At 53.0% G+C, this 20,568-nt stretch carries 16 protein-coding genes and 1 pseudogene; 13 read left to right on the forward strand and 4 right to left on the reverse strand.

The annotated features are described in order from the left end of the window. Nucleotides 1–12 precede the first annotated feature (12 nt). A complete protein-coding gene (gene rpoN / locus A8990_RS23790; RefSeq protein WP_181909751.1) occupies nucleotides 13–1,389 on the forward strand; it encodes an RNA polymerase factor sigma-54 in 1,377 nt (458 codons plus the stop codon). Nucleotide 1,390: 1 nt separating this feature from the next. Here rpoN and ablB read toward each other — a convergent pair whose 3' ends face one another. Beyond that, on the reverse strand, nucleotides 1,391–2,314 hold the full coding sequence (ablB, locus tag A8990_RS23795) for a putative beta-lysine N-acetyltransferase (RefSeq protein ID WP_116191533.1): 924 nt from the start codon (nucleotides 2,312–2,314) through the stop codon (nucleotides 1,391–1,393). Between the two features lie 189 nt (nucleotides 2,315–2,503). Here ablB and A8990_RS23800 point away from each other — a divergent pair, with 189 nt between their 5' ends. The 4 genes from A8990_RS23800 to A8990_RS23815 are packed head-to-tail and all read left to right on the forward strand — an operon-like array spanning nucleotide 2,504 to nucleotide 6,470. Beyond that, nucleotides 2,504–3,841 carry an aspartate aminotransferase family protein gene (locus A8990_RS23800; protein ID WP_116191534.1) on the forward strand — a complete coding sequence of 446 codons (1,338 nt, stop codon included), beginning with the start codon at nucleotides 2,504–2,506 and terminating at the stop codon, nucleotides 3,839–3,841. Further along, entirely contained in the window at nucleotides 3,838–4,557 is a 720-nt protein-coding gene (locus A8990_RS23805) for a CoA transferase subunit A (protein ID WP_116191535.1), read from the forward strand. Before A8990_RS23800 ends, A8990_RS23805 begins: the two co-directional genes overlap by 4 nt. Continuing rightward, on the forward strand, nucleotides 4,500–5,162 hold the full coding sequence (locus tag A8990_RS23810) for a 3-oxoacid CoA-transferase subunit B (protein ID WP_116191536.1): 663 nt from the start codon (nucleotides 4,500–4,502) through the stop codon (nucleotides 5,160–5,162). Before A8990_RS23805 ends, A8990_RS23810 begins: the two co-directional genes overlap by 58 nt. Nucleotides 5,163–5,192: 30 nt before the next feature. Continuing rightward, the gene (locus A8990_RS23815; RefSeq protein ID WP_116191537.1) at nucleotides 5,193–6,470 is read left to right on the forward strand and encodes a peptidase; all 1,278 of its coding nucleotides are present in this window, start codon (nucleotides 5,193–5,195) and stop codon (nucleotides 6,468–6,470) included. Between the two features lie 212 nt (nucleotides 6,471–6,682). On the opposite strand, the pseudogene kamA reads toward A8990_RS23815, so the two are convergent. After that, nucleotides 6,683–8,068: pseudogene (gene kamA, locus A8990_RS23820) on the reverse strand (lysine 2,3-aminomutase); the annotation flags it as partial. 132 nt (nucleotides 8,069–8,200) lie between these two features. Then, the gene (locus A8990_RS23825) at nucleotides 8,201–9,637 is read right to left on the reverse strand and encodes a sigma-54 interaction domain-containing protein (protein ID WP_116191538.1); all 1,437 of its coding nucleotides are present in this window, start codon (nucleotides 9,635–9,637) and stop codon (nucleotides 8,201–8,203) included. 119 nt (nucleotides 9,638–9,756) lie between these two features. On the opposite strand from A8990_RS23825, the gene A8990_RS23830 reads away from it, so the two are divergent. Then, nucleotides 9,757–10,077, forward strand: a complete 321-nt coding sequence (locus tag A8990_RS23830; RefSeq protein ID WP_116191539.1) for a hypothetical protein — start codon at nucleotides 9,757–9,759, stop codon at nucleotides 10,075–10,077. Between the two features lie 259 nt (nucleotides 10,078–10,336). On the opposite strand, the gene A8990_RS23835 is transcribed toward A8990_RS23830, so the two are convergent. Further along, nucleotides 10,337–10,516 carry a hypothetical protein gene (locus A8990_RS23835; protein WP_116191540.1) on the reverse strand — a complete coding sequence of 60 codons (180 nt, stop codon included), beginning with the start codon at nucleotides 10,514–10,516 and terminating at the stop codon, nucleotides 10,337–10,339. Between the two features lie 46 nt (nucleotides 10,517–10,562). On the opposite strand from A8990_RS23835, the gene A8990_RS23840 reads away from it, so the two are divergent. The 7 genes from A8990_RS23840 to A8990_RS23870 all read left to right on the forward strand — a co-directional run bounded on the left by A8990_RS23840 (nucleotide 10,563) and on the right by A8990_RS23870 (nucleotide 20,311). Beyond that, nucleotides 10,563–11,039, forward strand: coding sequence for a GNAT family N-acetyltransferase (locus tag A8990_RS23840; protein WP_116191541.1), 477 nt, complete (start codon nucleotides 10,563–10,565; stop codon nucleotides 11,037–11,039). Between the two features lie 257 nt (nucleotides 11,040–11,296). Beyond that, nucleotides 11,297–12,217: an ABC transporter permease subunit gene (locus A8990_RS23845; protein WP_245996178.1), complete on the forward strand. Its 921-nt coding sequence runs from the start codon at nucleotides 11,297–11,299 to the stop codon at nucleotides 12,215–12,217. Next, entirely contained in the window at nucleotides 12,214–13,182 is a 969-nt protein-coding gene (locus tag A8990_RS23850; RefSeq protein ID WP_116191542.1) for a carbohydrate ABC transporter permease, read from the forward strand. The genes A8990_RS23845 and A8990_RS23850 overlap by 4 nt, the downstream gene beginning before the upstream one ends. A 42-nt stretch (nucleotides 13,183–13,224) precedes the next feature. After that, entirely contained in the window at nucleotides 13,225–15,018 is a 1,794-nt protein-coding gene (locus A8990_RS23855) for a type 2 periplasmic-binding domain-containing protein (RefSeq protein ID WP_116191543.1), read from the forward strand. 194 nt (nucleotides 15,019–15,212) lie between these two features. Beyond that, on the forward strand, nucleotides 15,213–16,937 hold the full coding sequence (locus A8990_RS23860) for an extracellular solute-binding protein (protein WP_116191544.1): 1,725 nt from the start codon (nucleotides 15,213–15,215) through the stop codon (nucleotides 16,935–16,937). Nucleotides 16,938–16,956: 19 nt separating this feature from the next. Further along, complete coding sequence (locus A8990_RS23865; RefSeq protein WP_245996179.1) at nucleotides 16,957–18,723, forward strand: sensor histidine kinase; 1,767 nt, start codon at nucleotides 16,957–16,959, stop codon at nucleotides 18,721–18,723. Then, the gene (locus A8990_RS23870; protein ID WP_116191546.1) at nucleotides 18,701–20,311 is read left to right on the forward strand and encodes a response regulator; all 1,611 of its coding nucleotides are present in this window, start codon (nucleotides 18,701–18,703) and stop codon (nucleotides 20,309–20,311) included. The genes A8990_RS23865 and A8990_RS23870 overlap by 23 nt, the downstream gene beginning before the upstream one ends. The last annotated feature ends 257 nt before the right edge of the window (nucleotides 20,312–20,568 follow it).

Below are 20,568 nucleotides of genomic sequence, written 5' to 3' on the forward strand. Positions count from 1 at the left end.
CAGGTGATCCTTATGCGACGCAATTTCGGCAGCTTTGGGATGCTGCAGCAGCAGCGAACGAAGCTGCATATGACGCCGCAGCTGCAGCAGGCGGTGAAGATCCTTCAAATGGCGGCGCCCGAGCTGCGGGCATTCGTGAATCAGCAGCTGGAAGAGAATCCGCTGCTGGAGCAGGCTTCGGACTGGTCGGCGGAAGCAGGCATGGGCTTGGGCGCAGGCTCTGGTTCTGTCTCTAGCTCTATCTCAGGCTCGGGCGTCGGCGGATTCCGGAGTGGAAGCGATTATGATCGACTGCAGCATGTCGCGGGACAGCCGGAGACGCTCGAGCAGCATCTGCTTGAGCAGCTGAATGTTGATATGGATGTGGATGAAGCTGTAAAACGAATCGTGCGATATATGATTGGGAATTTGGATGCGAGCGGGTATTTGAACCTGGATATAGGACTCATAGCGGGAGAGCTCGAGGTTGAAGGCGAGTTGGCGGAGCGAGCATTGCGAGTGCTAAAGCGGCTTGAGCCAGCCGGAATCGGAGCGCGGAGCTTAACGGAATGCTTGCGATTGCAGGCAGAGCGGCTTCAAGGCCGTCATCCGCTGCTGTTGCCTTTGATCGAGGGCAAAGGCTGCCTCGAGGACATTGCTGCCTCACGGATGCATCGACTGAAGCGGTACTTGAAGGCGAGCGAGTCTGACATTCATGAAGCCATCGCCCAGCTCCGAACCTTGCAGCCAAGACCTGGAGCAGCTTTTCAAGGCGGACGGCCGAGTTATGTAGTGCCGGATGTGATCATCCGCCCAGCCGGAGAAGAGGGCGAGTTCGCCGTAACTCTGCACGAAGCCGTGTTTCCACGGCTTCTAATCAATGCCGAGTATGAGCGGCTGGCGCTGGACGCCAATCGAACGGAGGAAACGGGAAGCTTTCTCCATGCGAAAAGAAACGCAGCCTCCTTTCTCATTCGCTGCCTGGAACAGAGGCGAACGACACTTCTTCGCGTCACGCGGACGATCGCTAGGGAGCAAGCCGCGTTCTTCCGCTCCGGTCCCGCCCAGCTGAGACCGATGACGCTTCTCGATATCGCCGACAAGCTGGGGCTCCATGAATCCACGATCAGCCGGGCCGTATCCGGAAAATTTGCGCTAACGCCTTGGGGCACGTATGAGCTGGCGTATTTCTTCCCGTCAGGGTTTAACAAAGGGTTCGATGATGCTGTCTCCGCTGAATCCGTCAAAGCACGCTTGAAGGAGCTGATCCGTTCAGAAGGCGATACTCCTTATTCGGATCAGCAGTTAGCGGATGTACTTGCCGACGAGGGGATTCCTATCTCACGCCGGACAGTGGCAAAGTATCGTGAAGCCATCGGCTTCGCTTCATCCATTCACCGAAAACGGTGAGCTACAGCTGTTTGCACCACATATTCATATCTTCGAACTTGTCGTAAATATCGCAGTTTTTGGTCAGCCTGCCGTTATAGACATAGCCGAGCTGGAACAGCGCCGCGTTCATGCCGAACGAGAGCGCGCGGGATAACGAATAAAGCGCAAGGATGCCCCGCTGCTGCAGCTCCTCTTCGAGCGATTGTATTAGCAGGCGCATCAAGCCTTTGCCCCGATACGCAGGCAGCGTGACGCAGTCCGTAATCTCGGCATTGCCATAGACCGAGTTAATCTCCGCAGACGAAGCGCTAATCAATTTGCCGTCGTCCACCACCACATAGAACACCGTTCCTTCCTCCATCACTTGACGGATGTAAGCCGCGTCATTCATCGGTGTCGGGTACGTCTGAAACACTTGGCCATATAAGGCGGCGAGCCCGCCTGCATCTGACGCAGCTGCACGCCGCAGCACATAAGGCGCAGAAACCGCATCACGTTCAGGTTTCTCCTGCAGCGCCGACACTTGACGCAGAATTTCATCCTCTTCCATCCAATAATCGCTCGTTCTCCGTTCTAACGTCGTATAGATCGCCATGCTGTAAGCATCCCGCCCGTGAAAATAACCCTTGAAAATCCCTTCCAGCATATATCCACGGGAGAGGAAAGCCATCCAGTCATCTTCACGCGATTTGATGAAAATCTTCGTGAATCCATGCTCTTGCGCGACTTCGGCAGCGCGGCGGCACACGGATTCAACATCGCCTGTATAGTCATCGATGCGAAGCCGCTTGTTGAAGAAATCAAGGAACAACTGGAGCTTCGAGTTGCTGACTCCTTCACCAGAACCATCACTATTATCATTTCCATTTCCATTTCCATACTCATTCCCGTTCTCGGTGACAACACTATAATAACGGTTTGTATTACTCGGTTCGTTCGCCATATTTATCGTCCTCCAATTGTTCTGTTGCAAGATATACGATGCAAGTTTGATACCAGCAACACGAGGTCAAGTTTTGACCGTTCACTCGCGGATCAGGTGCATCATACTTTGGCAGCTCCAAGCTTGCAGTGCCGAATCTTTGGCATCTTCGGGCGCATAGGCTTGATTATACAGGGGAGGCGGCTCTCAATGAAACGGGAACATCTCATTAAGCCATTGCTGAACCATCACTATCCCACGATTCAATATGGCAAAGGCGTCTTCTTGTATGACGATCAAGGTAATGCTTACCTCGATGCTTCGTCAGGCGCAGTGACGGCAGGAATCGGCCACGGTGTGCAGGAAATCGCCGATGCGATGCAGGAGCAGGCGAGCAAAGTGTCGTTCGTCTACCGCTCGCAGTTCACGAGCGAACCGGCGGAGGCGCTCGCGAAGCGGCTCAGTGATCTCGCGCCAGGCCATGACTATTGGTCGTTCTTCGTGAACAGCGGCTCCGAGGCGACCGAGACGGCGATGAAGATCGCGATCCAGCATTGGCAGGAGCAGGGAAGGCCGAGCAAATATAAGGTGCTCTCCCGGCGAATGAGCTACCACGGCATTACGCTTGGCGCGCTCTCGATGTCCGGGCATTTCACGAGGCGAAGGCGGTTCATTCCGCTGCTGGAGGAGTTCCCGCTCGTAGCGCCGCCGTATTGCTACCGCTGCCCGCTGCAGCATGATCCGGCAACCTGCGGCCTCGCATGCGCGAATGATCTTGAGACGGCCATCCGAAGGATCGGTGCTGAGCATATTGCCGCATTCATCGTGGAGCCGATTATCGGAGCTGCGGGAGGGGCAGTCGTGCCTCCTGACGGCTATTATGAGCGCATCATGGAAATTTGCAGGCGTCATGAAATTCTATTCATCGCCGATGAAGTCATGACCGGTATCGCCCGAACCGGCACGATGTTCGCGATGGAGCATTGGGGCGTAGAGCCGGATATCATTGCGCTAGGCAAAGGATTAAGCGCCGGATACACGCCGATGGCAGCAACGCTTGCGAAAGACCATGTGATAGAGCCGATCTTGAACGGCTCGAAGCTCGTCATGTCGGGCCACACCTACAGCGCGAATCCGCAGTCCGCGGCAGTTGCGCTCGCCGTGCTTGATTACATCGAGAATGAGCAGCTCGTGAAAGCGGCAGAGGTGAAAGGGCGCTACTTGAAAACGGTGCTAGAAGCGATGGCATTCCCGCTCGAAATCGTCGGTGATGTGCGCGGCAAAGGGCTGTTGATCGGTCTAGAGTTCGTATCGAATCGGAAGACGAAGGAGATATTCCCAGTGAGCACAGCACTCACAACGAAGGTCGTCGACCGCGCATTCGACAAGGGCTTGCTGATCTATCCTGCGGCAGGCGGCGTGGACGGTGCTGGCGATGCGGTAATCATCGCTCCGCCTTTTACAATTTCGGTAGAGGAAATAGATCTGCTCGTGAAGCTGCTCGGTGAGGCGATCACCGAAGTAAGTCAGGAGGTGCTGGGCGGATGAACAAGCAGCGCTCGCTCGAAGAAGCGCTCGACTGGATAACGGATGGCTGCACGCTCATGTATGGCGGATTCGGCGGCATCGGCACTCCGCCGACGATCATTGAAGGCATCCTTGACAAAGGCGTGAGGGATCTTACGCTGATCGGCAACGATACGGGCTTCCCGTGGATTGGCATCGGGCGGTTGGTGACCGAAGGCCGGGTGCGCAAAGTCATCACTTCACATATCGGCTCGAATCCGAATGCGGGTCGAATGATGGAGGATGGACGGATGGAAATTATTTTCTATCCACAGGGGACCCTCGCGGAGAAGATCAGGGCTGGCGGCGTTGGACTCGGCGGCATTCTGGTCGACGTCGGTATGGGCACTACGATCGCCGAGGGCAAGGAGACGGTCGTGATCGAAGGGCGGACATTCTTGGTGGAGCCAGCTTTAACGGCTGACGTTGCCATCGTTCACGCGAGTAAGGCCGATCCTTATGGCAATCTGGTCTATGACAAGAGCGGCCGCAACTTCAATCCGCTCGTCGCGATGGCGGGCGAGCGCACCATTGCCGAGGCGGACGAGATCGTGCCGATCGGCAGTCTCGATCCGGAGCTGATCGTAACGCCAGGCATATTCGTAAATGCGGTCATCGCAGGCAAAGGGGTGAACTGGCAATGGGTGTGGGAGAAACGAGCCGCGACCGAATCGCAAGGAGGGCCGCCGCGGAGCTGAAGGATGGCATGGTCGTTAACCTTGGCATTGGCATACCAACGCTCGTCGCTGATTTTATCCCGAACGGCATTGAAGTTGTTTTTCATGCGGAGAACGGCATTCTGGGCGCGGGACCGAGTCCGGCGCCTGGCGAAGAGGACGGATTTCTGTGCAATGCGGGCGGCTATCCGGTTACGATTGTAGAGGGCGCATCGTACTGCGATAGTGCAATTGCCTTCGCCATGATTCGCCGAGGCTGTGTTGACATGACGGTGCTTGGCGCGCTTGAAGTGAGCGAGCAGGGCGACCTCGCGAATTGGATCGTGCCCGGTAAGCGGGCGGCGGGAATTGGCGGTGCGATGGAGCTGGCGCAGAAGGCGAAGAAGGTCGTTGCGATCATGAATCATGTCAACAAGGACGGGGCGCCAAAGATTAAGAAACGTTGCGAGCTGCCGCTCACGGCACCGGCCTGCGTCGATCTGATTATTACGGACATGGCGGTGATGGAAGTGACGGCGGACGGACTTCTATTGCAAGAGATTATGCTGCCTCATACGCTCGAAGAGGTGGTCCGCTGCACGGAAGCGAGCTTGAAGCTGCCGGAGGAAATCATCTATATTCCATAACGTTTGACCCCAAGGATGGGAGGGAGCAGCATGAGCTGGAAAGCACAAATTCACGAGTGGCTGGAACATCATCGCGAGGAAGGAACTCGCTTGCTGCAAAGCTTGGTTCGTATGCCGAGCACGCAAGGCAATGAGCAGCAGGCGCAGATGTTGATTGCCGGGAAGCTGTACGATATGAATCTTGAGGTTGAGCTGTGGGAGCCGGACGGCGAGCTGTTGGCAAAGCATCCTTATTTCTATTCGCCGCGCAGCAAGTTCACGGGCAGTCCGAATGTCGTAGGCGTTCTTCGGGGGAGCGGCGGCGGTCGGTCGCTACTGCTCAATGGGCATATGGATGTCGTACCGGAAGGAGATATGAAGCAGTGGATCAGCCCTCCTTATAGCGGCGTGGTGTTGGACGGCATGCTGTACGGTCGCGGCGCCTCGGATATGAAGGGCGGAAATGTGGCGCTGCTGCTGGCGATTCAAGCGATTCGCGAGCTTGGCATTGGGTTGAAGGGCGACGTTATCTTCCAAAGCGTCGTCGAAGAAGAGAGCGGAGGCGCCGGCACGCTCGCCGCGATCTTGAAGGGCTATAAAGCAGACGCTGCGCTCATCCCTGAGCCGACGAATATGCGAATCTTCCCGAAGCAGCAAGGCTCGATGTGGTTTCGGATACATGTGAAGGGCCGTTCCGCGCATGGCGGTACGCGGTACGAAGGAGTCAGCGCGATCGAGAAGTGTATGATCGTCGTATCGGAGCTGCTGGAGCTTGAACGGGTCCGTAACGCACGGATTGACGACCCGTTGTTTGCTGGCAATCCGATCCCGATCCCGATTAATATCGGCACGATTAGCGGGGGCAATTGGCCATCGTCGGTGCCGGACATTGTGACGATAGAGGGGCGAATCGGCGTCGCACCGGAGGAGAGCATGGATGCGGCAAAAGCGGAGCTTGCGGCGTGGCTCGATCGGCTGCAGGAGCAGGATGAATGGTTCGCCGTCTCGCCTCCGCGGCTGGAGTGGTTCGGCGCTCGTTGGGTTCCGGGCAGCGTGGATACCGGTCACGAGCTAATTGGTGTTCTGACGGAACAGTATGAAGCGGTGCTTGGGAGTAAGCCGGCGATTGAGGCTTCTCCGTGGGGAACCGACGGAGGCCTGCTGACCGTCGTTGGCGATACGCCGTGCATCGTGTTCGGTCCTGGCTACACGGCGACCGCTCACTACCCGAACGAACATATCGCACTCGAAGACATGTTCCGTGCTGCCGAAATTATTGCACTTACGATGCTGACGTGGTGCGGTATCGAAGAAGAGGCGACGAAATAATTGTGCGGGCGGCTGTTCTGACGCAGAAATAAAGTCCCTGCCTCGAACATGAGGCAGGGACTTTATTTTGCAGCTGCTTACTCGGTTGTCGCATTCCCTGGCGCAGCTCCGTCGGTTGTTTGCGCAGGCGTTGATTGCGCTGACGGAGCTACTGATGGCTGCGCTGTTGGCTGCGCCGACGGCTGCGGAGTCGCAGCGCTGCCATCGCCTTCCCGCGCCCGCATCAGCTTCTGCTTCATCTCGTCGCGCTTCTCGCGTTTGTCCTTGAGCGAGTGGTGGTCCGGCGTCTGCTCGTAGAGCTTCCGTCTGCCGATGCGCCGCAAATTTTCTGGCACCAGGTTGAAATTTTCATCTTTGATGAGCGAGATAATGCCCGTGCTCGCAGGCTGTTTCTCGATCTTATAGATCTCATTGAAGTACTCGTCAGCGCGGCCTGAAACGTAATTCTTCGGCTCCGGATAGCCGACGATGACCCCCTCATAGTTGCGGAGGATGACCTTATCTTGGCTTTGCGAGATGAGGTAGTTCGGCTGCAGCGCGATTTTGCCGCCGCCTCCAGGAGCATCGACGACGAAGGTAGGAACTGCATAACCGCTCGTATGTCCGCGCAGCGACTCGATAATCTCGAGCCCCTTGGACACTGGAGCGCGGAAGTGTCCAATACCTTCAGACAGGTCACACTGGTAAATGTAGTACGGACGCACACGGATTTTGACAAGGTCATGCATCAGTCGCTTCATAATGTGCGTACTGTCGTTAATTCCCGCAAGGATGACAGACTGGTTGCCGAGCGGCACGCCGGCGTCAGCGAGCATCTCGCATGCCAGCTTCGCTTCGTCCGTTATCTCGAGCGGATGGTTAAAATGCGTATTGAGCCAGATCGGATGGTATTTGCGCAGCATTTTGCACAAATTGTCCGTAATCCGCTGCGGGAACACGACAGGCGCGCGCGTTCCGATCCGGATGATTTCAACATGCGGGATTTCGCGCAGATTCTTCAGGATATATTCAAGAATCGTATCGTTAATCAGCAGTCCGTCGCCGCCGGAGAGAAGCACGTCACGCACTTCCGGCGTATTGCGGATATAAGCGATCGCGTCGTCCATTTGTTTCTTCGGCACGCCCATGCCCACTTGGCCGGAGAAACGTCTGCGCGTACAGTAACGGCAGTACATGGAGCACTGGTTCGTCACGAGGAACAGCACACGGTCAGGATAGCGATGCGTAAGTCCGGGAGTCGGCGAATCTTCATCCTCGTACAGCGGATCCTCCAGGTCATACTTGGTTTTCAGAAGCTCAGCTGAAATCGGGACCGATTGCATTCGAATCGGGCATCGCGGGTCGTCCGGATGCATAAGGGAAGCATAGTACGGCGTAATGTTGAGCGGGATTGTCTGGGTCGAGATTCGAACGCCTGCTTCTTCATCCGGTGTCAGATTGACAACCTGCTTCAATTCGTCGAGCGTCTTAATCGTGTGCGTGAGCTGCCATAACCAATCGTTCCACTGCTCATCCGTGACATCCTTCCAGAGCGGGACCTCTTTCCAATGCCGCTTACTGCTAAGAGGCACCTTATCCTTTCCGCCATCGCTAGCCATAGTCATCTGCTGAAAGCACCTCCATGAGATTACCTATTCACCTCACCTAAGAAGCAAAGAGCGTGCCAACGATGGTGTGAAAATAAAAAAAAGCTCCACGAGGGAGCACATTTTGAGCAAAATATCTACCTATCACTCAGCAGTGTGCTTCGCGATCCCATACCGCTTCAGCTTGTATTGCAGCGCCTGCCGTTTAATACCGAGCTCCTGCGCCGTCAGGCTGATGTTGAACGCATTCCGCTGCAGCGCTTCCACAATCGCTTCCCGTTCCATCTGCTTGATGCGATTGCTCAGCTTATCGTCCTCTACTTGAGCGGGCAGAGGCAGGGGATCACTAGGTTCGCGCCGTCGCTCCTCCAGCAAACTAGCGGGAAGATGATGCTCGTCGATGAGCGAATCGTCAATTTCCACCATGTTGAAAGCAGACTCAATCGCATGGCTAAGCTCCCGCACATTGCCCGGCCACGAGTAGGCGGTCAGCCTAGCGAGCGCAGCAGGGGAGATGCCCGTGAGCTGCATCCCGAACACGCCGTTTAACTTCTCGATGAAATGCTCGACCAACAGCGGAATGTCTTCGAGCCGGTCCTTGAGCGGCGGCAGCTCCAGCTTCACAACACTCAGCCGAAAATAGAGATCGCCCCGCAAGCGCCCCTCGTCGAGCGCCCGCGCCGGGTCCATATTCATCGCCGTGATGACGCGCACATCCGCCTGCTGCTCCGTCGTTCCGCCGATGCGCCTCACCATGCCGTCCTGCAGCACGCGCAGCAGCTTCGCTTGCAGGTAGATGTCGAGGCTGTTCAGCTCATCGAGGAACAGCGTGCCGCCGCTCGCCTGCTCGAACAAGCCCGCTCGGTCGACCGCGCCGGTAAACGCACCGCGCGTCGTGCCGAACATGATGCCTTCGAGCAGATCGGCCGGCACGGCGGCGCAGTTCTGCGCGATGAATGGGCGGCCGCGGCGAACGCCCGCATTGTGGATGCTGTGGGCGAACAGCTCTTTGCCCGTGCCGGTCGGGCCGCAGATAAGGACGGGGGAATTCGTGCGCGACGTCTTCTTCGCGAGCTGCAAAACATCTTGAAAAGCTTTGCTCCGCCCAATAAGGTCGCTGAATTCATAGCGCGCAGCCGCTTTGCTCTTCGGATCCTTCTGCTTCGCTTGGTACAGCTGCTGCCTGAGATCGAGAATCTGATCGTGCAGCTGGACGACGCTCGTAATATCCTTCGCTACTTCAAGCGCGCCTATCAGACGTCCATTGTCATAGATCGGATACGTGCTGTTGATCGTCATGATCCGCTTGCCATCCACGTTGAAATACGTCTGTATCCGGGCGGGCAGCTGCTGCCCGGTCTGCAGCACCTTCTCCAGCGTACTCGTCTCGTGCGTGAGCGACGGATAGAGATGCAAAATATTTTGCCCCAGCACCTGTTCCCGGTTCAGCCCGTCAATCTCCGCCATTTTATCGTTGTAGAACACGGTATCGCCTTCACGGTCGATGAAATGAACGCCGACGTCGACGGTATTGAGTATTTTCTCGAAATAGTTGGAAACGGAATCATTTCGCCCTAGCATCGCCGTTCACCTCCGATACTCCCTATGACAAACGGTATGCAAAAAATTCGGACACAATGCGCGAAAAAACTCACCAGGGCGGGAACCTAGCATACTCTGTATGAAGGTGGTGAAATGATATGGACTGGAATTTGGGTTTCTCATTAGGCGCTTGGATTACGTACACGATGTGGGCCGTACTCGGCATCATGATCATCGATTTTCTTACTGCATTTATCCCTTCTTTCTGGAAAGGGACTTTCGATACAACGTTCTTAGGTTACTTGAAAGATATTCTCTACTATGTGCTGCCGCTGAACTTCCTGCTGTCGATGGTGCCGATCGATCCTACGGAGTACACGCTTATCGTGCTGTTCTTCTTGGGCGGAGCATCGGTCATCTTCAAGTATGTGATGGATATTATCAAGAGGTTTCGAACACAACCCGATGTCATTGAATGAAGCGAATCAGTGAGTTGAAGGAGTGTGCTGCACTCTCGTAACGCCAAAGAGAACAGGTTGCCCATTATGGTAATCTGTTCTCTTTGACGTTGCAGTGAACTTGATCCTTCGTGTCAAAGCTTATAAATGGATTTATTGACTACCTATGATTTCATAATTTGTGCTAATCAATTCCAGAACCTACAATGACGGAGGTGAAGCTTTTATGCCGCTGCCTCGGAACACTTGAGCTAAGTTCTGAACGAGGTGGACTGTACGATTATTCATCGAGATTCGCCTCTGTAATCGGTTCTTCAATGCCCATTCCCATAACTCGATTGAATTCGGCAATTGGGAGACTTTGATCCGCGATCCAAGTGCTTGCTCCGAAACGAGGATAAGAGAGGTTCGAACCAGCAGCATACTCATCAGGCGCGGCAACGAACATAAATGCGATCAATATAGCGCAGCATCTGGAAGAAAGCGGGCTGAGGCGTACTGGAAATATGGCTGGCAGATGGCTATCCCTTTCAGGTTGGAAGCACGAAGCAAGCATAATCTCAGACTTCGAGATTAGACCCGTCAAGACAGAGGCTGATATGAAACATTTCCGGGAAGTTTTACAGCCTACTTTTGGTTTCAAAGGCGAGGCTGGCGAAGCATTTTTTCATATTCAAAATGCCTGGGTAACGAATTCTTCGGCTCCATTTCGCCATTACCTAGGATTTCTGAACGGCCAGCCAGTCGGGGCGGCGACTGCGTTTTACGACCACAACGACATCATCGGCATCTATAACATTGCTACTCTAGATAGCTATCGTCGCATAGGCATCGGAGCGGCATTGACGGCGCATGCCATCCGCGAGGGACAAGCCGCCGGCGGACGTATCGCGGTACTGCAGGCGAGCCGGGTGGGGCTTAACGTGTACAAGTTGCTTGGTTTTGAAATCGGAGTAGACATTGGGATATATTCGGATTCGTAAGCACCACTCATAAGCACCATTTATTTTAAGTGTACAAGCACTTGTCCTATTCTTTGGACGAGTGCTTGTTTACTTCCGACCAGATAAATCGTTAATGTGTAAACGATGGTTAAGCAAGTAAAAAGATGCGCGTTGTTCGGACATTTCCCGTCTGTCTATAATGAAAGCGCAAACAATAAAGCGTTTACCAAACAAAAAGGGGATTGAAATCGGGATAATTGATTTGCCCTTGAATGATGAAAGAGAGGAGTGACACGGTGCAAACGCAGCCCTATCGCACGAGAAGCATTTCCATTCGCAAATTTCTTTACATCCTGCCGTTCATGATTTTGCTTGGCGTCTTTGCCTACTATCCGCTATATGGATGGGTTTATGCCTTCTATGACTACATGCCGCCGATTCCGTTGTCCAAATCGCCGTATGTCGGGTTCAAATGGTTTCATTCCTTGGTTGAGAACCGAGTGAAGATCGATCAGCTGCTGCAGGTCATCAAGAATACCTTCGGAATGAGCGGCTTAAACCTTCTCTTCTCCTGGCTTCCCATGATTTTCGCCATTTTTCTGACCGAGATTAAAGCCGTCCGCTTCCGAAAGTTTATCCAGACGGTCACCACCCTTCCCAATTTCATTAGCTGGGTCTTAGTCTATTCGCTGGCCTTCTCCATGTTCTCCAGCGAAGGGATCGTCAATGGGCTGCTGAAGCAGCTCGGAATAATCGATTCTCCGATCTTGTTTCTCCAGAGTTCCCACCATGTGTGGCTTACGATGTGGATGTGGACGACTTGGAAAGCATTAGGCTGGTCGGCCATCCTGTATATCGCGGCTATCATGGGGATCGACGACTCACTTTATGAAGCGGCTCATGTAGACGGCGCGACAAGAATGCAGGTGATCCGGCATGTCGTTCTTCCAAGCATGCTTCCAACGTACTTCGTGCTGTTGATGCTGCAAATCGCGAGCTTCCTGAATAACGGGCTGGAGCAATATTTCGTCTTCCAAAACGCTTTTAACAAAGACAGCATCCAAGTATTGGATCTATATGTCTACAACCTGGCTATGGGTGGCGGAAGCTATTCCGTGTCCGTCGCGATCAGCATGCTGAAGAGCGCAATCAGCGTTGTGCTTCTCTTCTCGGTAAACGGACTGTCCAAATTGTTAAGAGGAGAGAGCATCGTATGAGCGACAGCGCAGCTGAACTGACTACGCATGAACAGGTACATCAACGCCGCATCGATAAAAAAGTGAACTATCAGGTCAGCGCGACGGACAAGGTGATAACCGTCGTGATTTACACCATGTTTTCGATTTTCGCTTTCATCTGCGTCTATCCATTCTACTCGATCATCATCAACACCATCAGCGCCAACGATATCAGCGCCAGAGGAGATGTCGTGTTTCTCCCGAAGCATATCCATTTTCAGAACTACCTGGACGTCTTTAAGATACCGGGGCTCGGGAACGCCGCGCTCGTGTCGTTAGGAAGAACGGTCATTGGAACCGCACTAACGGTTATTGCTTCGGCATTCTTGGGCTTCATGTTTACCCAGGAAGATATGTGGGGGCGGAAATTCTGGTATCGCTTCACGGTGATAACGATGTTCTTCAGCGCCGGGATTATTCCATGGTATTTGACCATGAGATCGCTGCATCTGACCAACAACTTTCTGGCTTACATTCTGCCGACGATCGTCGCGCCTTTCTTCATCATTCTTGTCAAGACGTTTGTGGAATCTACGCCGAAGGAACTTCAGCAGGCGGCCAGCATTGACGGTGCCGGAACCATGACCATCTTCTTTCGGGTTATGCTGCCTATATGCAAGCCCATACTGGCGACGGTCGCGATCTTCGCGGCTGTGGATCAATGGAATTCCTTCCAGGATACGTTGCTGCTGGTGACGGACAGCAAGCTATACAGCTTGCAGTTTATCCTTTACAACTACATTAATCAGGCGAGCTCCTTGTCGACGATGGTCAATCTGCAGAATGCCGGCTCGACTGCCATGGCCAGTCTGGCGACCAAGCAGACGACGACCTCCATCCGAATGACGGTGACCATTATCGTCGTCGCGCCTATTTTGTTGATTTATCCAATATTCCAGAGATTCTTCGTAAAAGGAATTATGATCGGCGCCGTAAAAGGTTAATCCGCGCCATTATAATACATTGACTAAAAGTGGGGGTAGCAAATGATCAAGCGCAGGAAAGCTGTAAGAAAATCGATGGTGTTATCGTTGGCCGGTCTCTTCCTAGTATCGGCCGCATTGACAGGTTGCAACAGCGGAGCCGAGAATTCGCCGGCTTCCGATAAGCCTTCTGGATCTGCCGATTCGAATGCCGGTACGTCTCAGTCCGGCGGAGCAATCGATCACAGTAAACCGCTGACCATCACCGTATTTGACAATGCAGCCAATTACCAAGGAGAACAGACCGGGTGGTACGGTAAGCTTGTCAAGGATAAGTTCAATATCACCTTGAATATCTTAGCTCCGCAGGTAGCAGGCGAGCAGTTGTACAAAACGAGGACGGCGGCAGGCGATCTGGGGGATCTTCTGATCGTCGATAACAGCCAGTTGGAGGAATTGATTCCGGCTGGACTCGTCATGGACCTCTCGGATAAGCTCAAGGATACGAAGTACTTGTCCCAATACGTGGACAAACATTTCAAGCCGTTTAACTCAGGCTTCGATCAAGTCAATCCGGATGGCAAGATTTACGGTCTGCCTACGTTCGAAGCCGATACCTCTCCGACGACTTTCTCGGAGGAAATCCCTTATTCAAGCCCGATCATGCCTTGGGATTATTACAAGGGAGTTGGGGCTCCGAAGCTGAACAACCTGAATGATCTGCTGAACGTCCTGAAGCAGATGCACGAGAAATACCCGAAGACGCCGGATGGCAAGCCGATCGTGCCGATCACTTTGTGGAAGGATTGGGACGGAGGCAGCATGGAGAACGTGCGATGGCTCAGCAACTGGTACGGGTTCGAGCAGCCGGACGGTACGTCGACCATCCAGCTGAATGCGAAGGGCGACATCGTTCCGCTCGTCGACGACAACAGCATGTATAAGAAGATCCTGCAATTCTATTTTAACGCCAATCAGATGGGTTTGATTGATCCAGACGCGATGACCCAGGATTGGAACAAAGTGTCGGAGAAGCTGACGAACAAGCAGGTTCTGCTCCTTTGGTACTCGTGGGAGAGAGGCTTCTACAATTCCATCGAGAGAGGCAAAAACGGAGACGGCAACGTAGCCATTCCGATTGCCGATTCCCACATCATTCAGAGCAGCGACGCTTATTACGGCAACGGAAGAGTGTTCGCTATCGGTTCGAAAGCGAAGAATCCCGAGCGCATCATGGAGTTCATGGACTGGCTCGTCTCTCCGGAAGGGCTGCGCTATTATACGAACGGCTTCGAAGGATTCAATTATCAGAAGACGGCCGACGGTAAGTTCGAACTGACCGAAGCCGGACAGACCGCCTTCCAGAATAATACGCCTGTTCCGGATCAGTATGGCGGCGGCGGGTATCAGGACGGACAGAGTAAGATCAACAGCATGATTATGAGCGATTTCACTATCGATCCGGAAACCAAGGAATTCTACAACAGCAACTACTGGAACACGACGCTCGAAGCGAATAAGACTGCTCTGACGACGGATTGGCAAAGCACTTTCAATGCCAAGAACGCGACGGACTACTACCAGAAGAACAATATGATCGACATCGTGCCCAATATCAACACGAGTCTCGGAACCGATTCCTCGGATGTTAAGAACAAACGCAGCCAGATCTCGGACTATGTGAAGAATACTTCCTGGAAAATGGTCTTCGCGAAAAATCAAGCGGAATTCGATCAACTCTGGACGAAGATGCAGAAGGATGTAGACGGTCTGGGCTGGAAGGACGTCGTGGCCGTGGATACGGTGAAAGCTCAGAAAATCGTGAAAATGCGCGCCGATGCGCTGGCTAATAAGTAAACTCATATTTTCATCGAGCAGGGAGGATGGATATCCACGAGATATCCTCCTCCGTGTTTTATTTGAATTCGGGACATGAAGGGGGCTAGCTTGGCTGCGCCAACGCTGAAATAATGCGTTGTCCGGTGCCTTCCCGTCATCCTATAATGTTTATAAAAATACTTAGGAGGTCTTGCCAAGAAAGGGGGATAGCGATGGACAGAGGTAAAGCTTCTACTATACTGGCTTTGGGTTCGGCCATGTTGCTCACAGCGATGCTAGCTGCCTGTGACGGCAAAGAGGATAACAATAAGAAAGAGACCGCGGGCCTGTCAGGATCCCTTCTATCCGGCGAGACCGCGCCGGAAACAGCGGCGGATCCGCTTGGTAAATACGACCCGCCGATCGAGATCACGACCGTGCGCAATCTGAGCGACATCGTCGAGAACAACGTTCTGGGCGTGCTGAAGGACGAGACGTTCGAGGATAACCGGTGGACTCGACTTTATGAAGACAAACTTGGCATCAAGATCAAAAACAACTGGGTAATCAAAGGGAATGATACGTCGGATCCCTACTTGCAGAAGATGAACGTGACCTTGGCTTCCGGCGACCTTCCGGATATCATTCCGGTCAATGCCACCCAGCTTAAGCAGCTGGCCGACTCGAACCAGATCGAGGATATGACGGAATTGTACGAGAAGTACGCTTCTCCTCTGCTCAAGGAAATTCTCTCCGAGGAAGGTTCAGGACCGTTCGATGCCGCGACGTTCGACGGAAGGCTTATGGCTATTCCGCAGACGGGTTCGTCGATCGAACAAGCGCAGTTCATCTGGATCCGTACGGACTGGTTGGATAAATTGGGACTGAAGGCACCGAGAACGATGGACGATGTCCTGGCGATCTCGAAGGCGTTTGCAGAGCGGGACCCTGACGGCAACGGTCAAAAGGATACTTTCGGTCTCGCCATTACGAAGGACTTGTGGGGAAGTGCAATGGGATTAGAGGGATTCATGGCCGGCTATGGGGCTTACCCGAACATCTGGCTGGAGGACTCGTCGGGCAAGCTCGTATACGGCAGTGTTCAGCCTGAAATGAAAAAAGCGCTTCAAGCGCTTCAAACGATGTACAAAAACGGCGAGTTGGATCCAGAGTTCGGCGTCAAGGAGGGCAGCAAGATCTCCGAAGTCATCGCGAACGGTAAAATCGGCATGGAATATGGTCAACAATGGAATTCGATCTGGCCGTTGCAATTGAACAAAAACAACGATCCGGACGCGCAGTGGCGTGCATTCCCGATCGTTTCCGAGTCCGAAAGACTTGCGAAGAATCCGTTAAAGTTCAGCACGACAAAATTTTTCGCCGTTCGGAAAGGCGCTGCTTATCCCGAGGCGGTCATCAAGTTGTTCAATATGCACGTCGAGAAGAACTGGGGAGCGACCCAGGAGAACGAGTACTATTATGCGCCGCCCGATGCAGAGAGCGTATGGCAGCTGTCTATGGTTCAACCGGCACCGACCAGAAAGAACCTCGAGTTGTTCAGAACTCTGGACGAGGTGCGCAAGATGGGCGACAAGCCGGAGCTGTCTGGTGAAGCGAAGGCGGTTCAGCAGAAGCTGGATGCGTACGCATCCGGTTCGAAGGAAGGCTTCGCTTTATGGGGCTGGGAACGCATTTACGGACCCGAAGGCGCTGAAGATGTCGTCGATCAATACGACAAGAACAATCAATTTCTCTTCGATAAATTCGTTGGCGCCCCGACGGCAACGATGGTGGAACGGCAATCCACACTGGATAAGATGCAAACCGAAATTTTCGTCAAAATTATTCTCGGCGCGCCGATCGATGATTTCGATAAATTCGTGGAGGATTGGAATAAACTTGGCGGCGAACAGATGACGAAGGAAGTCAACGATTATTACGCTTCCATGAAGAAGTAACCTAGAGGGGGCGCGGATCATGTTCAATACGCCGATGTTTTCCATTCGCAGAACCGTATTCCTCCGCTTGATTTTTACGTTTTTGCTTATATTGATGCCTTTGATTGTTCTGGGGGGGTATCTCTATCAATGGTCCGTTCACACGGCGAGAGAGGATATCGCCAAGACGGCGGCTTCTCAAACGGTTTTCTATCTAACCGATCTCGAGAACGAAATCGAGAGAATCAAGCTTCTGCAATTCGGACTGCTTGAAGACGAAGATTTGAACAAGCTGACGCTCCTCTGGAATCGGATGGGGGTCATCGAAAAGACGGATATGATCAACTCGCTGCGCAATCGTCTGTATCTTATTCAGAACAGCAGCATGTACATTAAAGAAGTAAGCGTCTACATTCATCCGATCGAGCGCACCATCTCGTCCGTCGACGGTGTTAGTCCGCTCGATCAAGAGCGTTACGAGGCGATACGCTCCGTCTACGGCAGCCGGAATAGCAGAATCATCGAGTGGAGGAAGGGGCTCTTCCTTAGTGCGGCGAAACCGAGTGGAAGCCCGAAGGAGAAGCCGTTATTCGTCGTCGAGATCGAATTGGATCAGCAGAAACTGAAGGAGGCGCTAGCCCAATTCAACACCTATTCCGGAAGCGGCACATTGCTCGTCTCGGAGAATGAGAGCATCCAGCTAGCTAGCGGTTCCGTCGCGTCCTTCTTGCAGGATGCTTCTTCTTATATCGGACATAGAATAATCTCTAAGGACAACGTTGAATCCCGCGAGTTCGGGGGGCATTTATATTATATCGTTTCCGCCGGTTCAGATAAGCTGAATCTGGCCATCTACCGATTCATTCCATCCGAGGTCATCCGCAAGCCTCTGGACAAGTTCTATAGGTGGGCTTGGTTGTTCGCTGTGGTAGCCCTCGCAATTGTCGCCCTGTATGCGATGTCGACGTATAAATTCATACATAAACCGCTGCTTCAGCTCGTGAAGAGCTTCCGCCGCGTGGAGAATGGCGATTTGGATCAAGTCATCACGCACGCATCTAAGGATGAATTCGGTTATTTGTACAACCGATTCAATCAAATGGTCGCGAATCTTCGATCGCTGATCGATCAAGCCTACCGGCAGAAGCTTCTGGCTCAGCGAGCGGAGCTGAAGCAGCTTCAATCACAAATCAATCCTCATTTCTTGTTCAACAGCTTGTTTATGCTTAGTACGATGGCACGGAGGGGAGACTTGGAACGGGTTGATCAATTCGCGATTCAGCTCGGCGAATACTTTCGTTTCGTGACCCGCAGCGCTTGCGACGAGATTCCGCTTGGACAGGAGATCCAGCACGCTCGAACCTATACAGAGATCCAGCTCCTCCGCTTCTCGCGGCGCATCCGGGCACGGTTCGAGGACCTCCCGGAGGAATGCACGAATATCAAAGTGCCCCGGTTAATTGTCCAGCCTATTATAGAAAACGCTTTCGAGCACAGTCTTGAGCGTAAGGAGGAAGACGGATTAATCGTGGTTCGCTACGAGAGCGGGGATGATGAATTCCGCATCGTAGTCGAAGATAATGGCGACGGCTTGACGGAAGAAAAGCTAAACGATTTATCGCTTGCCCTTGCGAATCGAGACGAATACGCGGAAACGACAGGGATGGTCAATATACATCGCCGATTGGCGATAACGTTCGGCGAGAGAGGCGGACTTGGCGTAGCCCGCAGCGATCTTGGCGGACTTCAAGTGAGGCTTTACTTTCCAGGGAAGGAGCGATCTGATGTACCGATTGCTGATCGTTGACGATGAAGAGATGATAACGGACGGTATATACGAGACACTTGCAGAACGTAATATGGAATTGGATTTGTGTAAGGCCTATTCAGGCAGAGAAGCGCTAAGTTGGCTTCATCGAACCCGGGTGGATATCGTGCTGTCCGACATTCGAATGCCCGGGATCGACGGAATTCAGCTCTTGTCCATCATCAAGCAGAATTGGCCGTATTGCCGGGTGATCTTTCTAACTGGCTTTAGCGACTTCGATTCCGTGTATCAGGCAATTCAGACGCCCGGAGTTCAATACTTGCTCAAAAGCGAAGGTTACCCGAAAGTAATCCAAGCCGTCGGTGAAGCGGTGACCGAGTTGAACGACAGTCTACGCCGGAACGAATTGGTTCGGCAGGCGCAGGAGAAGCTGAACACGCTGGAAGTGCTGGCGCGCGGCGAGTACTTTCGCCACCTGCTGCACGGAGTGAAGCCGGCCCTGGATCTGGAAGTGGACTTCCGCAAGCTGAGTGTCACGCTTGCTGCCGACAAGCCGGTCTATCTGGCACTGGGGGATCCTTCCTATGCCTCCTCTGACGTGCTGACTTATGCAAATCGGCAGGAATCGGCTCTAGCAGTGACACTGCTAGCTGAGAGCTTCTTATCTGATCATGCACGGATTCTCGGAATTATTGACCGTTTCGGTGAACCTGTATGGTTCATTCAACCGTCGGCCGAACGAGCAGACGGGAACGAAGTGGAGAGCGCGCGCATTCTTCCGTATCTGGAAGGACAGTTTGAATTAATCCAGAAAGCGTGCTTGGAGAATCTGGGTATCTCTGCTGCAATCTCTCTGAGCGACCGGCCTTGCGAATGGAAGAAGCTGTCTTCGTTCTACGACAAAATCAGAAGGCAGCGGCAGGTAAGGGCGGGCGATGGAGCCCTGATGGTTCAGTTAGTGAACCTCGATGTCACATGTTGTACGAAAGAAGGTTCTCCGAGGGACAAATCGGATGCGCTGTCCGTGCACCTGGATGCCGGCAGACGCGACGAATTTCTCCAGCTATTCCTGGAGCTGACGGAGTCTGAGAAGGTCAACGGCGCGTACCTGATGGAGCTGTATTATACGATCTCGCTTGTCTTATTGTCTTATATTAACCGATGGGAGATGGAAGACCAGTTGGCCGACGTTTCGGCTCTCATGCGGCGCGACGAATTCGCGTCGTGGGAGGAGGCGTTCGCATTCCTCCGAACGACGGCGGAGAACCTATTCGAGCTAAGAAGTTCAGGCGAAAGAAACCGTGCTGCAGAAGCGGTCCGGAAGGTTCAAATTTATATCGAGGAGCATCTGAACGAAGATCTCTCGCTTGTCCGTCTCGCCGACTACAGCCATTTTAATCCGTCATATTTATCGCGCCTCTTCAAACAAGAGAGCGGCGTCAATCTATCCGAATATATTGAAGTCGCGAGAATCGAGCGCTCGAAGGAACTTCTTAGGAACGATGATTTGAAGGTGCTGGAGATCGGGGTTCGGGTTGGCTATGAGGCTTCACAGTCATTCACCCGTTTTTTCAAAAAAGCAACTGGCGTGACGCCGCAGGAGTACCGAGCAACCTCGAGAATGTAAAGAACGATCGATATTAGAAACGAGAAACCCATGCCTTATTAAATAGGCATGGGTTTTTTGACAAAAAATCAACTAAAGCATGTTCCGCAAAGTTTCATTTTGCTTGAAATATCTAATCCCTGCAGTTGATGATCAACATAAATATATTTTCCGTTTTTACAGTTGCTTGTGATTGCTTTTTGTACGAAATTACTGTCTTGGATCGAACTGCAATTGGGATGATGGACACAATTTTTACGCAGATACCTATCCGTTAT

The organism is Paenibacillus taihuensis, assembly GCF_003386535.1.
Lineage (GTDB): Bacteria > Bacillota > Bacilli > Paenibacillales > Paenibacillaceae > Paenibacillus_Z > Paenibacillus_Z taihuensis.

Bases quoted from the DNA above. Each gene is read 5' to 3' on its own strand.
- rpoN (WP_181909751.1), top strand. From the start codon at position 13: ATGCGACGCAATTTCGGCAGCTTTGGGATGCTGCAGCAGCAGCGAACG.
- ablB (WP_116191533.1), bottom strand. From the start codon at position 2,314: ATGGCGAACGAACCGAGTAATACAAACCGTTATTATAGTGTTGTCACC.
- A8990_RS23800 (WP_116191534.1), top strand. From the start codon at position 2,504: ATGAAACGGGAACATCTCATTAAGCCATTGCTGAACCATCACTATCCC.
- A8990_RS23805 (WP_116191535.1), top strand. From the start codon at position 3,838: ATGAACAAGCAGCGCTCGCTCGAAGAAGCGCTCGACTGGATAACGGAT.
- A8990_RS23810 (WP_116191536.1), top strand. From the start codon at position 4,500: ATGGGTGTGGGAGAAACGAGCCGCGACCGAATCGCAAGGAGGGCCGCC.
- A8990_RS23815 (WP_116191537.1), top strand. From the start codon at position 5,193: ATGAGCTGGAAAGCACAAATTCACGAGTGGCTGGAACATCATCGCGAG.
- A8990_RS23825 (WP_116191538.1), bottom strand. From the start codon at position 9,637: ATGCTAGGGCGAAATGATTCCGTTTCCAACTATTTCGAGAAAATACTC.
- A8990_RS23830 (WP_116191539.1), top strand. From the start codon at position 9,757: ATGGACTGGAATTTGGGTTTCTCATTAGGCGCTTGGATTACGTACACG.
- A8990_RS23840 (WP_116191541.1), top strand. From the start codon at position 10,563: ATGGCTGGCAGATGGCTATCCCTTTCAGGTTGGAAGCACGAAGCAAGC.
- A8990_RS23850 (WP_116191542.1), top strand. From the start codon at position 12,214: ATGAGCGACAGCGCAGCTGAACTGACTACGCATGAACAGGTACATCAA.
- A8990_RS23855 (WP_116191543.1), top strand. From the start codon at position 13,225: ATGATCAAGCGCAGGAAAGCTGTAAGAAAATCGATGGTGTTATCGTTG.
- A8990_RS23860 (WP_116191544.1), top strand. From the start codon at position 15,213: ATGGACAGAGGTAAAGCTTCTACTATACTGGCTTTGGGTTCGGCCATG.
- A8990_RS23865 (WP_245996179.1), top strand. From the start codon at position 16,957: ATGTTCAATACGCCGATGTTTTCCATTCGCAGAACCGTATTCCTCCGC.
- A8990_RS23870 (WP_116191546.1), top strand. From the start codon at position 18,701: ATGTACCGATTGCTGATCGTTGACGATGAAGAGATGATAACGGACGGT.